Source organism: Microterricola viridarii, from assembly GCF_001542775.1.
Lineage (GTDB): Bacteria > Actinomycetota > Actinomycetes > Actinomycetales > Microbacteriaceae > Microterricola > Microterricola viridarii_A.
The window spans coordinates 1,875,023-1,888,932 of record NZ_CP014145.1 but is presented as its reverse complement, the minus strand read 5'-3'; the positions used below and the strand labels follow the sequence as shown (position 1 = coordinate 1,888,932).

Annotated in this window: 12 protein-coding genes; 10 read left to right on the top strand and 2 right to left on the bottom strand. The window is 69.8% G+C overall.

What is annotated here, in order from left to right; translation table 11 throughout:
* The first annotated feature begins 786 nt into the window (after window positions 1-786).
* From AWU67_RS08715 to AWU67_RS08680, 8 genes are all read left to right on the top strand, one after another.
* On the top strand, window positions 787-1,203 hold the full coding sequence (locus AWU67_RS08715; RefSeq protein WP_067227960.1) for a DUF1801 domain-containing protein: 417 nt from the start codon (window positions 787-789) through the stop codon (window positions 1,201-1,203).
* A gap of 239 nt (window positions 1,204-1,442) precedes the next feature.
* Complete coding sequence (gene argC / locus AWU67_RS08710; protein ID WP_067227957.1) at window positions 1,443-2,498, top strand: N-acetyl-gamma-glutamyl-phosphate reductase; 1,056 nt, start codon at window positions 1,443-1,445, stop codon at window positions 2,496-2,498.
* A complete protein-coding gene (argJ, locus tag AWU67_RS08705; protein WP_067227955.1) occupies window positions 2,495-3,646 on the top strand; it encodes a bifunctional glutamate N-acetyltransferase/amino-acid acetyltransferase ArgJ in 1,152 nt (383 codons plus the stop codon). Before argC ends, argJ begins: the two co-directional genes overlap by 4 nt.
* A 5-nt stretch (window positions 3,647-3,651) precedes the next feature.
* Window positions 3,652-4,656 carry an acetylglutamate kinase gene (gene argB / locus AWU67_RS08700; protein ID WP_082717162.1) on the top strand — a complete coding sequence of 335 codons (1,005 nt, stop codon included), beginning with the start codon at window positions 3,652-3,654 and terminating at the stop codon, window positions 4,654-4,656.
* Window positions 4,653-5,855, top strand: coding sequence for an acetylornithine transaminase (locus tag AWU67_RS08695; protein ID WP_067227953.1), 1,203 nt, complete (start codon window positions 4,653-4,655; stop codon window positions 5,853-5,855). The genes argB and AWU67_RS08695 overlap by 4 nt, the downstream gene beginning before the upstream one ends.
* Window positions 5,852-6,781: an ornithine carbamoyltransferase gene (argF, locus tag AWU67_RS08690; protein WP_067227951.1), complete on the top strand. Its 930-nt coding sequence runs from the start codon at window positions 5,852-5,854 to the stop codon at window positions 6,779-6,781. The genes AWU67_RS08695 and argF overlap by 4 nt, the downstream gene beginning before the upstream one ends.
* A gap of 31 nt (window positions 6,782-6,812) precedes the next feature.
* The gene (argH, locus tag AWU67_RS08685; RefSeq protein WP_067227948.1) at window positions 6,813-8,303 is read left to right on the top strand and encodes an argininosuccinate lyase; all 1,491 of its coding nucleotides are present in this window, start codon (window positions 6,813-6,815) and stop codon (window positions 8,301-8,303) included.
* Window positions 8,304-8,318: 15 nt separating this feature from the next.
* The gene (locus AWU67_RS08680) at window positions 8,319-8,939 is read left to right on the top strand and encodes a DNA-3-methyladenine glycosylase (protein ID WP_067227945.1); all 621 of its coding nucleotides are present in this window, start codon (window positions 8,319-8,321) and stop codon (window positions 8,937-8,939) included.
* 18 nt (window positions 8,940-8,957) lie between these two features.
* Here AWU67_RS08680 and AWU67_RS08675 read toward each other — a convergent pair whose 3' ends face one another.
* Complete coding sequence (locus tag AWU67_RS08675) at window positions 8,958-9,653, bottom strand: hypothetical protein (RefSeq protein WP_067227942.1); 696 nt, start codon at window positions 9,651-9,653, stop codon at window positions 8,958-8,960.
* Entirely contained in the window at window positions 9,650-10,267 is a 618-nt protein-coding gene (locus AWU67_RS08670; RefSeq protein ID WP_067227939.1) for a DNA-binding protein, read from the bottom strand. Before AWU67_RS08670 ends, AWU67_RS08675 begins: the two co-directional genes overlap by 4 nt.
* A 72-nt stretch (window positions 10,268-10,339) precedes the next feature.
* Between AWU67_RS08670 and tyrS the strand changes: the two genes are divergently transcribed.
* Both tyrS and AWU67_RS08660 read left to right on the top strand, forming a co-directional pair.
* Window positions 10,340-11,698, top strand: a complete 1,359-nt coding sequence (gene tyrS, locus AWU67_RS08665; RefSeq protein ID WP_082716867.1) for a tyrosine--tRNA ligase — start codon at window positions 10,340-10,342, stop codon at window positions 11,696-11,698.
* A gap of 156 nt (window positions 11,699-11,854) precedes the next feature.
* Window positions 11,855-13,822, top strand: a complete 1,968-nt coding sequence (locus AWU67_RS08660; RefSeq protein WP_067232416.1) for an ABC1 kinase family protein — start codon at window positions 11,855-11,857, stop codon at window positions 13,820-13,822.
* Window positions 13,823-13,910 lie beyond the last annotated feature (88 nt).

Genomic DNA, 13,910 nt, shown 5'->3' with positions numbered 1-13,910 from the left:
CCCGGCACGGCTGCGCTCGTTGGCGTCGGCCGCTGGCGCTCCCTCGAGCCAACGGCGATTCACGTCGGCTGGAGGGCGCGGCGCCTCTCTCTTCACGTCGGCTGGAGGGCGCCGCGCCGCGAGGAACGAGCAGCGCAGCGCCCGAAGCCCCGGGGCGACCCCGGCACGGCTGCGCTCGTTGGCGTCGGTCGCTGGCGCTCCCTCGAGCCAACGGCGATTCACGTCGGCTGGAGGGCGCGGCGCCTCTCTCTTCACGTCGGCTGGAGGGCGCCGCGCCGCGAGGAACGAGCAGCGCAGCGCCCGAAGCCCCGGGGCCACTCCGGCACGGCTGCGCTCGTTGGCGTCGGTCGCTGGCGCTCCCTCGTGCCAACGGGAGGGACGCCGGATGCGGCGGCAACCGGGGGATCGGAAGGCAGTTTTCGACCGAAAGTCGCCTCCCGATCCGCCGTCGGCCGCCCGAGCGGCCTCGGCCGGCCCCTCAGCCCCGCTGGTTGGGCTCCCACACCCGCTGGTTGGGCTCCCATCCGTTGGTTGAGCCTGTCGAAACCGTCGCCAGCCTCATGCGGTGTCAGGGCTTCTGTAATAGGTGCTGGTCGGCCTGGTTGCTGGCTGGCAGTCTGGCAGCGCCGCGCCGCGAGGAACGAGCAGCGCAGCGCCCGAAGCCCCGGAGCCACCCCGGCACGGCTGCGCTCGTTGGATTCGGCCGCTAGCGCTCCCTCGAGCGAACGGGAGGGGGAACCAGTGGGAACCGGAGACAGCGGCACCCCCGAGTGCCAGACTGAGGGCATGAGCGCGAACGCAGACGCAGTGACCGTGCCGACGGCGGCATCCGTTGACGAGTTCCTCGACCGGGCCGAGCCGGCCGGGCGGCGCGAGGACGCCTACCTGCTGAAGGCGATCCTCGACCGCATCACCGGCGTGCCCGCCGTCATGTGGGGCCCCAGCATCGTCGGCTACGGCAGCTACCACTACCACTACGCGAGCGGCCGCCAAGGCGATGCCCCGCTGCTCGGCTTCTCGCCGCGCAAGGCCTCGATGTCGCTGTACGGGCTGCAGTACGAGGGCAGCGCCGATCTGCTCGACCGCCTCGGGCCGCACAAGCGCGGAGCCGGCTGCGTCTGGGTCGGCCGCTTCAGTGGCCTGGACCTGACGGTGCTGACGGAGCTCTACACCGAGGCATGGCGGCGCGCGCAGACCGCCTAGCGCGGGATCAGGCGCGCAACGGATGATGCGCGGGTTTGCCGCTCGCCTCCGCAGAGCGCTAAGCTCGCGACATGCTTTCCGTTCGGCGCACCCCCCTCGCACTGGCTCTTCCTGCCGTGCCTGCGCTGCGTCGACGCCGGGGCGACCGCCGAATCTAGGCGGCGCTTGCGCGACCCATTGTGGGGTCTGACGTGGCGTCGCCTTCGCACCCTCGTCGTCCACTCACGTAAGGCAACAGAATGACATTCGCGGTCGCGGTCGCCGGGGCATCCGGTTACGCAGGCGGAGAACTCCTCCGCATCCTCTCCCAACACCCCGACTTCGAGGTGCGCACGGTCACCGCGCACTCGAACGCCGGCCAACAGCTCGTCGACGTGCAGCCGCACCTGCGCAGTCTGGCCCACCTCACCCTCGTCGACACCACGCCGGAGAACCTCGCCGGCCACGACGTCGTCTTCCTCGCCCTGCCGCACGGCAAGTCGGGCGAGCTCACCGCTCAGCTCGACGCCGACACCCTCGTCGTGGACTGCGGCGCCGACCACCGGCTGGAGAGCGAGTCCGACTGGGCCGCGTTCTACGGTGGCGATTTCTACGGCGCTTGGAGCTACGGCGTCCCCGAACTGCTCATCGGCGGAGTCGGCTCCGAACAGAAGCAGCGCGAGCGGCTCGTCGAAACCCGCCGCATCGCCGCCCCCGGCTGCAACGCCAGCACCGTCGCCCTCTCGCTGGCCCCCGGCATCCAGGCAGGCGTCATCGAGTCCGCCGACATCGTCTCTGTGCTCGCCGTCGGCCCGTCCGGTGCGGGCAAGGCGCTGAAGACCAACCTGCTGGCTGCCGAGATCCTCGGGTCCGCCAGCCCCTACGCCGTCGGTGGCACGCACCGGCACATCCCCGAGATCCAGCAGGCCCTGCGCGGCGCTGGCGCGATCGACCCGACCGTGTCGTTCACGCCGGTGCTGGTGCCCATGGCCCGCGGCATCCTCGCAACCTCGACAGCCCGCATCGTTCCGGGCACGGATGCCGCCACGGTGCGCGCGGCCTGGGAGGCCGCCTACGCCGACGAGCCGTTCGTGCACCTGCTGCCGGCCGGCCAGATGCCCCGCTCCGCCGACACCGTCGGCGCCAACACGATCCTGCTCGGCCTCGCCGTCGATGCGGCCGCCGGCCGCGTGGTCGTCGTCGCCGCCATCGACAACCTGGTCAAGGGCACCGCCGGTGCCGCCATCCAATCCGCCAACATCGCCCTCGGGCTGCCAGAGACGACCGGTCTCGCCCTGAATGGAGTCGCCCCGTGAGTGTCACCACCCCCCTCGGTTTCGACGCGGCCGGCATCGCCGCCGGCATCAAGAGCTCCGGTGCGCCGGACCTCGCCCTCGTCGTCAACCGCGGCCCGTCCCAGGCCGCAGCGGTCGTCTTCACCAGCAACCGGGCGCAGGCCAACCCGATCATCTGGTCGAAGGAGGTCATCAAGGACGGCACCGTCTCGGCCATCGTGCTGAACTCCGGCGGCGCCAATTGCTTCACCGGCAGCGCCGGTTTCCAGGTCACGCACCGCACAGCAGAGGCCGTCGCGGCGGCCCTCGACGTCTCCGCCGGTGACGTGCTTGTCTGCTCCACCGGCCTGATCGGCGACCAGCTCGACGGCGACGTGCTCGCCGCGGGCGTCGCCACGGCCGCCGCCGCGCTCAGCGCCGACGGCGGAGAGCACGCGGCCCGCGCCATCATGACGACCGACACCGTGCCGAAGACCGCCAGCGTCAGCAAGGGCGGTTGGAGCATCGGCGGCATCGCCAAGGGCGCCGGCATGCTCGCGCCGGGCCTGGCGACCATGCTCGTCGTCATCACGACCGACGCGCTGCTCGACTCCGCTGCCCTCGACACGGCGCTCCGCGCCTCCACCCGGGTGACTTTCGACCGGCTCGACTCCGACGGCTGCATGTCGACGAACGACCAGGTCAGCCTGCTCGCCTCCGGCGCCTCCGGCGTCACCCCCGAGCTGGCCGAGTTCACAGCGGCCCTGACCGCCGTCTGCGCTGAACTTGCGCTCAAACTGCAGGCGGATGCCGAGGGCGCCAGCCACAACATCGCCATCGAAGTAGTCGGCGCCGCGAGCGAAGACGAGGCCGTCGAGGTCGGCCGCTCCGTCGCCCGCAACAACCTGTTCAAGGCCGCCGTCTTCGGCAACGACCCCAACTGGGGCCGAGTGCTGGCCGCCATCGGAACCACCCAGGCAGAATTCGACCCGTACAACGTCGACGTGTCGATGAACGGGGTGCGCGTCTGCCACGCCGGCGAGCCCGACCAGCCACGCGAACTCGTCGACCTGAGCCCGCGCGACACCCACGTGCTCATCGAATTGCACGTCGGTGCGGCATCCGCCACCATCTTCACTAACGACCTCACGCACGACTACGTGCACGAGAACAGCGCGTACGCGAGCTGATGACGATGAGCGAGACAACGAGAACAGACGACGACGCCACCACGACGGAGGAGCTTGAGCTGATCCAGCTCGACGCTGCGATCAAGGCGGCAACGCTGATCGAGGCACTGCCGTGGCTCAAGCGCTTCCACGACCAGATCATCGTCGTCAAGTTCGGTGGGAACGCCATGGTCAGCGAGGCGCTGCAGCGCGCCTTCGCCGAAGACATGGTGTACCTCCGCTACGCCGGCATCCGCCCCGTCGTGGTGCATGGCGGCGGCCCGCAGATCTCGGCGATGCTGGAGAAACTCGGCATCCAGAGTGAGTTCCGCGGCGGCTACCGGGTGACCACCCCGGAGACCATGGAGGTGGTGCGCATGGTGCTCACCGGCCAGGTCAACCGCGAACTGGTCAGCCACATCAACGAGCACGGCCCCCTGGCCGCCGGGCTCTCCGGTGAGGACGCCGGCCTGTTCCAGGGCCGTCGCCGCGGCGCCATCGTCGACGGAGAAGAGGTCGACCTCGGCCTCGTCGGCGACGTCATCGCCGTGGACCCCGCCGCCGTGCACGCCCAGATCGAGGCCGGGCGCATCCCCGTCATCTCCTCGATCGCCCCGGACACCGAGGTGCCCGGCCAGTCGCTCAACGTCAACGCGGACTCCGCGGCGGCCGCGCTGGCCGTCGCCCTCGGCGCCGCGAAGCTCGTCATCCTCACCGATGTTGCCGGGCTGTACCGCGACTGGCCGGACCGCGACTCCCTCGTGAGCGTCATCGACGTGCCAGAGCTGCGCAGTCTGCTGCCCAGCCTCGAGTCCGGCATGATCCCCAAGATGGCTGCCTGCCTGGAGGCCGTCGAGGGCGGCGTGCCCAAGGCCGCCATCATCGACGGTCGGGTGCCGCACTCGATCCTGCTTGAGATCTTCACCCATCGCGGCATCGGCACCGAGGTTGTGCTGCCCGAAGAGAACCAGCCCGAGACCACCGATTCCGCGGATGCCACAGGCGCCCCCACGCAAGGCGCAACAGCATGACCGACTGGCAGCAGCAATCGGCCAACCGCATGATGCGCACCTTCGGCGCGCCAATGGCGATGCTGGTGCGCGGGCAGGGCGCCCGCGTCTGGGACGCCGCAGGCAACGAGTACCTCGACTTCCTCGCGGGCATCGCCGTCAACGCTCTCGGCCACGCGCACCCCGTCTTCGTCGAGGCGCTCAGCCGCCAGGCGGCGACGATCGCGCACGTCTCCAACTACTTCGCGTCACCGCCGCAGCTCGAGCTCGCCGAGCGCCTGGTGCGGTTGAGCGGCGCGGGGGAGGACGGCCGCGTCTTCTTTAGCAACTCCGGCGCCGAGGCCAACGAGGCGGCGTTCAAGCTGGCCCGCCTGCACGGCGGCACCGACCGGCCGCGCATCCTCGCGCTCACCGACGCGTTCCACGGCCGCACCCTGGGCAGCCTGGCGCTCACCGGCAAGCCGGCGATGCGCGCCCCCTTCGAGCCGATGCCGGGCGGTGTCGAGCACATCGACAGCACCATCGAGGCGCTCGAGGCGGCCATCGGCGATGACGTCGCCGCGTTGTTCCTGGAACCGATCAAGGGCGAGGCCGGCGTGCTGCCGCTGCCGGAGGGCTACCTGCAGGCGGCCCGCGAGATCACCAGCCGACACGGCGTGCTGCTCGTGATCGACGAGATCCAGACCGGCGCAGGCCGCACGGGGGAGTGGTTCGCGTTCCAACACGCCGGCATCACCCCGGATGCCATCACCGTGGCCAAGGGCATCGGCGGAGGCGTGCCGATCGGCGCGCTCATCACCTTCGGCGCGGCATCCGACCTGTTCGGGCCCGGCCACCACGGCAGCACCTTCGGCGGCAACCCGCTGATGACCGCGACGGCCAACGCCGTGCTCGGCGAGATCGAGCACGCCAACCTGGTGCGGAACGCCGCGGAGCGCGGCGCTGAGCTTCGCGCCGCCATCGAGGCCATCGGCTCGCCGCACATCGTCGGCATCCGCGGCCAGGGCCTGCTGCTCGGCGTCGCACTCAGCGAGCCGCGGGCCGGTGGACTGACGGCCGCCGCCATGGGCGAAGGCCTCATCGTCAACGCTGCCAACCCGAACACCATCCGCCTGGCGCCGCCGCTCAACATCGACAGCGCAGACATCACCGAGTTCATCGCGCGGTTCAGCCGCGCCCTCGCCACTCTCGACACCCCCACCGAAAGCGACGCATCATGACACGCCATTTCCTCCGCGACGACGACGTGACTCCCGCCGAGCAGGCGGAGATCCTCCAGCTCGCCCTCGAGCTCAAGCGCGACCGCTTCGCCCAGAAGCCGCTCGCCGGCCCGCAGACGGTCGCCGTGATCTTCGACAAGTCCTCGACCCGCACCCGGGTCTCTTTCGCGGTAGGCATCGCCGACCTCGGCGGCAGCCCGCTGATCATCTCCACCGCCAGCAGCCAGCTCGGCGGCAAGGAGACCCCCTCAGACACGGCGCGGGTGCTCGAGCGCATGGTCTCGGCCATCGTCTGGCGCACCTACGGCCAGGCCGGGCTCACCGAGATGGCTGCAGGTACCACGGTGCCCGTCATCAACGCGCTCTCCGACGACTTCCACCCCTGCCAGCTGCTGGCCGACCTCCTCACCATCCAGGAGAAGCGCGGAACGCTGGCCGGGCTCACCCTGACCTTCCTCGGTGACGGCGCCTGCAACATGGCGCAGTCCTACCTGCTGGCCGGCGCCACCGCCGGCATGCACGTGCGCATCGCCTCGCCGGAGGGCTACACGCCCAGCGAGCAGGTTGTGGCGGATGCCGCGGCCATCGCCGAACAGACCGGAGGCTCCGTCGCCCTCTTCACTGACCCCGTCCAGGCCGTCAGCGGTTCCGACGTCGTGGTCACCGACACCTGGGTGTCGATGGGCAAGGAGGAGGAGAAGGCGGCGCGCGTCGCCGAGCTCGGCGCCTACCGGGTCGACAGTGCGCTGATGGCGCAGGCCGCACCGGACGCCTTGTTCATGCACTGCCTGCCGGCCGACCGCGGCTACGAGGTTACTGCCGAGGTCATCGATGGCCCGCAGAGCATCATTTGGGACGAGGCGGAGAACCGCCTGCACGCCCAGAAGGCGCTCATGGTCTGGCTGCTCGCCCAGAACGCCGCCTAGCCTTCCTCCTCAAGTAGAAATCACGGATGCCATGAGTAACGACACCAGCAGCGACCTCAGCAAGAACACCCCGAACGGCACCGTCCACGGCGTCGGCGAGACCACAGAGGGCGCCCTCTGGGGTGCCCGTTTCGCCGGCGGGCCGTCGCCGGAGCTCGCCCGGCTGAGCAAGTCGACCCACTTCGACTGGCAGCTGGCCGAGTACGACATCGCCGGGTCGAAGGCGCACGCCCAGGCGCTGGCCGCGGCCGGCTACCTCGACGACGCCGAACTGGCAGGCATGCACGCCGCACTCGACGAGTTGCTGGCCAAGGTGCAGGGCGGGCAGTTCCTGCCGACCGAGAGCGACGAAGACGTGCACGGGGCCCTCGAGCGCGGCCTGATCGAGATCGCCGGAAGCGAGCTCGGCGGCAAGCTGCGCGCCGGGCGCAGCCGCAACGACCAGATCGCCACGTTCATCCGGATGCTGCTGCGCGACCACTCCGTCACCATCTCGCGCCAGCTGATCGACCTGATCGACGCACTCGCGGCACAGGCCGCCGCTCACCCGGCGGCGATCATGCCCGGCCGCACCCACCTGCAGCACGCGCAGCCGGTGTTGCTCTCACACCACCTGCTGGCGCACTGCTGGCCGCTGGTGCGCGACCTCGACCGCCTCGCCGACTGGAACCGCCGCGCGGACTTCTCGCCGTACGGCTCCGGAGCCCTCGCCGGCAATACGCTCGGCCTGGACGCCGGCCTGGTGGCATCCGTGCTCGGCTTCGGCGGCGTCGTCGAGAACTCGATCGACGGCACGGCCAGCCGTGACCTGGTCGCCGAGTTCAGCTACGTGCTGGCCCAGGTCGGCATCGACCTGTCGCGCCTGTCGGAGGAGATCATCCTCTGGAACACCCGCGAGTTCGACTTCGTCACCCTTGACGACGCCTACTCGACCGGATCGTCGATCATGCCGCAGAAGAAGAACCCCGACATCGCCGAGCTCGCCCGTGGAAAGTCCGGCCGCCTGATCGGTAACCACACCGGCCTGCTCGCCACCCTCAAGGGCCTGCCGCTGGCCTACAACCGCGACCTGCAGGAGGACAAGGAGCCCGTCTTCGACTCGCTGCAGAACCTCGAGGTGCTGCTGCCCGCCTTCACCGGCATGGTGGCCACGATGCGCTTCCACACGGAGCGCATGGCCGAGCTCGCCCCGCAGGGCTTCTCGCTGGCGACGGATGTCGCCGAGTGGCTGGTCAAACAGCACGTGCCGTTCCGCGACGCCCACGAGATCACCGGCGCCATGGTCAAGTTCTGCGAGGACCGCGGGCTCGAGCTGCACGAGATCGACGACGCCTCGCTCGCCGCGATCGATGCGCGGCTCACCCCCGAGGTGCGCTCGGTGCTCAGCATCGAGGGCTCCGTGAACAGTCGCGATGGTCTGGGCGGCACCGCCCCGGTGCGGGTTGCCGAGCAGCTCGCGGCGCTTACGGCGCGGGTGCGCGAGTTCGCGCAGGCGCTGCCGAGTGGCAACACCACCGTTTAGGTCCCGGACCCAACCATGCAGGCGCCGGCCGGTGTGCCCCGAGAGTTCTTCGCTCGGGATGCCACCGAGCTGGCGCCTCTGCTATTGGGCGCCGTGATCCGGCACACGACGAACCAGGGCACGGTTGCGGTGCGGCTGAGCGAGCTGGAGGCGTACCGCGGCAACGGGGAGGACCCGGGCTCGCACGCGCACCGCGGGGTGACGCCGCGCACCCGGGTGATGTTCGGCCCGCCCGCGCACCTCTACGCCTACTTCAGCTACGGCATGCACGTCTGCGCGAACATCGTCTGCGCGCCAGACGGGCAGGCGGCCGGTCTGCTCCTGCGCGGCGGCGAGGTGGTGCAGGGGGTCGAGCTGGCGAGGGTGCGGCGGCCGACGGCATCCACCGACCGAGATCTGGCCCGCGGCCCGGCCCGGCTCGCGGCCGCGCTCGGCATCCGGCTGGCTCAGAGCGGGGCCGACCTTCTCGCCCCGCCATTCACGCTGGAGCTGCCGGCGCAACCGGCCGCCGTCGCCACCACGGCCCGGACCGGCGTCGGCGGCGAGGGCGGGGGAGTGGCGTTCCCGTGGCGGTTCTACATCCCGGGCGACCCGACGGTCTCACCCTACAAACGCCACCCCAAGCTCGCGCCCTGAGCGCGTCGGCCGGCGGCGTCAGCTGAGGGCGAGCCGCACCAGCACGGCGCAGGCGCTGGCCCAGAGCAGGCTGGCCAGGGTGCCGATGATGAACCGCTCGCGCGCCTCGGCGGCGGCGAGCTCGGTGAAGCGGCCGAGGCCCTTGACCGCGATGACGATGGCGAGTGCCTCCGGGAACCCGGCGACAATGCCGAGCACCACGCAGAGCCGCTCCAGCACGCCGATCGCGGCGCCCCCGCGCAGCACCTCGCGGGTCTCCACGGCCGGAGTCTCGGCGGCGGGCGCCGGGCTGCCCGGTATCGACTCCGACGCTGACACAGGTGTGGATGCCGGGGCCGCAGCCTGAGCCGCCGCAGGGGCCGCCACCAAGATTCCGCCATGTGCGCCGGGTGCCACCGACCCGCGGGTCGCCAGGGTGAGGGCCAGCTGGGCGATGGGGCCGCCGCCGAACACCGCGAGTGCGCTGCCGAGCAGTGCGATCAGCGCGCCGGTTGGACCTCCGGCCGGTGCCCAGAATGACGACCACAGCGAGGTGGTGGCGCTCAGCGTGAGGAGCAGCGCCAGAACGAGCGCGCCACCGGCGGCCCAGATCGCGTAGGGGAGCTTCCTCACCATGGCCAATACCGCGAAGAGTACGCCCGTCGCGAGAAGCCCGATCAGGAACGCCCAGAACAGCAGGGGGAGCAGCCAGGCGAGGGAATGTGGCGTGATCACGAGTGGCTCCTCCGGTCGAGTGCTGCCAGCAATCCTACGAGAGCGGGCACCGCGTTCTGCTCGATTGTGAGCTGGGCGGCCTTCGCGCGCGCGCTCGCCGCCGGAGCGCTGATCTCGAGCCGCTCCGCCGCCTCCTTGTAGCTCAGCCCGGAGCGCACCAGATCGTAGAGCTCCCAGCCGGGTGCGGTGCGGCGTTGCCGCAGGGCCAGGGCCAGATCGATCAGCGCCTCGGCGTCCCCGGCCGGCGTGCTGCCGGGCTCTGCCGCAGCCTGCTGGTGCAGGGCGAACCGGGTGCTGCGCTTCTTCGCGCGGGTGATGGCGTCACGTGCGGCATAGAAGGCGGGCCCGCTCGCCTCCCTCGTGGCCGCCGGCAACGGCAGTCCGACAGTTCCGACGCCGACGCCGACGCTCCAGTCGCCGGTGCGGGTCAGCTCGAGCACGACATCCAGCGTGGTGGCGGCATCCGACCCCAAGAGCTGGATCTCGTCACCCGCCGTGCGGTCAGGGGGCAGCAGCAACTGCGCGCCGTGCGCGCGCTGCAGGCGTTCGATGGTCGGCGCGGTGACATCCGCCCGGGTGCGACTGGCGATCTGGTCTGCGGTGATGACGAACATGAGAGCCTCCGAGTTCAGGCTACACGCTTAACTCGGTGCAACTAAAGCCTCGATGCTTATCTCGAAGGCTGGATGTCCTCCCGCGTGCGCCGCTGCTTGGGGCGGCGGCCCGCTGATACCCTGGAGGGCGTGTCAGACCCCGTGATCCTCAAAGCCCAGCACAACGACCCGTCCTTCTCCGACATCTGGGAGGAGATCAACTGGCGCGGCCTCGTGCACGTTTCCACCGATGCCGGCGAGCTCAAAGAGCTGCTCGCGGGGGAGCCGATCACTTATTACTGCGGTTTTGACCCGACAGCTCCGAGCCTGCACCTCGGCAACCTCGTGCAGCTGCTGCTCATGCGCCGCCTGCAGCTGGCCGGCCACCGCCCGCTCGGGCTCGTCGGCGGCTCAACCGGTCTGATCGGCGACCCGCGCCCGACGGCCGAGCGCACCCTGAATACCAAGGACACCGTGGTCGAGTGGGTCGGTTACCTGCAGGCGCAGGTGAGCCGCTTCCTCAGCCTCGAGGGCGAGAACGCGATGACCCTCGTCAACAACCTCGACTGGACGGCGCCGCTGTCGGCCATCGACTTCCTGCGCGAAATCGGCAAGCACTACCGCGTCGGCACCATGTTGAAGAAGGATGCCGTCGCGGCCCGGCTCAACTCCGATGCCGGCATCAGCTACACCGAGTTCAGCTACCAGATCCTGCAGGGCCTGGACTACCTCGAGCTGTACCGCCAGTACGAGTGCGTGCTGCAGACGGGCGGCAGCGACCAGTGGGGCAACCTCACCAGTGGCACCGACCTCATCCGCCGCACGGAGGGCGCCAGCGTTCAGGCCATCGGCACCCCGCTGATCACGAACAGCGACGGCACCAAGTTCGGCAAGAGCGAGGGCAACGCCATCTGGCTGGACTCGAAGCTGACCAGCCCGTACGCCTTCTACCAGTTCTGGTTGAACACCGACGACGCCGACGTGATCGCCCGCCTCAAGATCTTCACGTTCTTGGAGCGTGCCGAGATCGAGCGCCTCGAGGCCGCGGTCGCCGCGGAGCCGTTCCGGCGTGAGGCGCAGCGCACCCTGGCCTTCGAGGTGACAAGTCTCGTGCATGGTGTGGACGCCACAGAGAAGGCGATCGCCGCCGCCGGCGCTCTCTTCGGGCAGGGCGAGCTGACCGAGCTCGACGCCGAAACGCTCGAGGCCGCGCTGCGCGAGTTGCCGAACACCACGACGGCCCCGGATGCCGGCATCGCCCAGCTCCTGGTCGACACCGCGCTCTGCGACAGCCTGAGCGACGCCCGCCGGGCGATCAAGCAGGGTGGCGTCTCGGTGAACAACGTCAAGATCAGCGACGAGGCCGAGACCATCTCCGGCCACGTGCTCGCCTCTGGTGTGGCCGTGCTGCGCCGCGGCAAGAAGACGCTCGCGGGTATCTTCGTCGAGTAGCGCGCGCATCGAAACCGAGAAGGCTGGTCCCTGAGCATCTTCCGGGGCCAGCCTTCTGCGTTTCCCTCGCCAGCGGGTGTCGACGGAGCGCCGATCGCTGCCCGGCTGCGGCGACACAGTAGCCTGAAAACTCGGTAACGAACGATGGAGGATTCGATGGCCGTCAATTTCTGGCAACTGGTGGCCGTCGGCATCGCCACGCTCCTGCTGATGCTTGTGCTCGGGGGAGTGGCCCGGCGCATCCTCGGCGTCAGAATCGGCGCGACCCGCCTCGTCCTGGCCGGAATCCTGGGGCTCGGCGCAGAGCTCGGGTTCGAATCCCGCTTCGTCTGGGGCCAGCTGGAATACTCGCTCGCACTGCTCCCGCTGCAGATCGGCATCGTGCTCTTCGTCGCGGTCGCCTTCCTCGTGCTCGCCGAGATTGTCGTGCCGACCGGCTCTGTCCCGCGACCGGACCAGTGGCTTCCCCTGCTCAAGGCGCGCGCAGAACGCACCCGCCGTTACGCCGAGATCTCCCAGATCGCGGTGCGCGAGGGCCTGGTGCCGTTCCGTCCGAACACGGCGCCGACCGCGGCCGGACGCGCGGAGCGCGCCCACCAGGCGCGCGCGCTCCGGGGTGCGCTGGAAAGCGCCGGCGGCGCGTTCGTGAAACTCGGGCAATTGCTCTCGACGCGTTCCGACCTGCTCCCTCCCGAATACCTGGCCGAGCTCGCACAGCTGCAGCAGCGTGTGCCGCCGGCGAAGTGGGTCGAGGTCAAGGCGCTGCTCGAGGAGGAGCTCAAGGCTCCGCTCGACACACATTTCGACTCATTCGATGAGATTCCGCTCGCCGCTGCCTCGATCGGGCAGGTGCACCGCGCGGTGTTGAAGACGGGGGAGGCCGTGGCGGTCAAGGTGCAGCGCCCCGGCATCATTCCGCTGGTCGATCGCGACCTCGACATTCTGATCCGGCTCGCCACCCAATTCGAGCGCACCACCGCGTGGGGCAAAGACCTCGGAGTGCAGGCTCTTGCAGAGAGTTTCGCCCGCAGCCTGCGCGAAGAGCTCGACTTCCGTGTGGAGGTCAGCAACATGGCCGCGATGGAGCTCACTCAGGCCAAGCACCGCGAGTCTGAGCGGGTCGGCATTCCGCGACACTTCGGCGAGCTGTGCACGAGCAGGGTCATCGTGATGGAACTCATCGAGGGGCATACCCTCAGCGACCCGCGCACCTTTCGCGAGCACTCGGCGGCCGAGCGGGAACAGCAGGCCAACCGCCTGCTGCGGTCAACCCTGTCGCAGATCATCGATGATGGTGTCTTCCACGCCGACCTGCACCCCGGCAACATCGTGCTGCAGCCCACCGGCGAGATCGTGCTGCTTGACTTCGGTTCGGTCGGACGCCTCGACTCGCAGATGCGCGGACAGATCGGTGAGGTGCTCCTGGCGTTCTATCGGGGCGACGCCGCTGCCTTCACGGATGCCTTGCTTGGCTTTGTCGAACTGCCGGACGACATTGATGAGACGGCATTGCGCCGCCAGATCGGGGTCTTCGTCGCAACGCGGCTCGGCCCCGGGGCGTCGCTGGACGTCAAGGTCTTCACCGAGATGGTGCGGATGCTCACCGACAACCGCATCGCTGTGCCGGCGGAACTCGCCTCAGCCTTCCGCGCTGTCGCCGGCCTCGAGGGCACGCTTCGTCATGTGAGCCCCGGCTTCGACATGCTGACGGAGGCGAGTGGATTTGCTGCGGAGCGCATCAAGCGAGGCTTCTCCCCGTATGCGGTGTACACGAACATCCGCGAGGAAGCCCTCTCGCTCGCCCCGCTGTTGCGCCGGCTTCCCACCCGAATCGACCGAATCACCGGGGCCCTGGCCGATGGCCGCCTCAGCGTCAACATTCGGCTGTTCGCCGATCGCCGGGACCGCACGCTTCTGCGCAACCTGGTCAACCTTCTCGTGGTGAGCTTCCTCGCCGGCGCCTTCGGCATCATGGCGGCGATGCTGTTGATCAGTGACGGAGGGCCGCGGGTCAGCGAGACCCTCACCCTGTTCCAGGTGTTCGGTTACCTCCTGGTCTTGCTGTCGGGTCTACTCACGCTGCGCGTGCTCTTCGACGTCTTCCGTCTGCAGCAGCGGGTTTAGCGGGCAGCCGGTTCCCGCCCGGCCGGGCGGGAACCGAAGAGGTCAACGAGGCCCGACACGCCCGGACGCCGTCCCGCTTTGCGTGGTG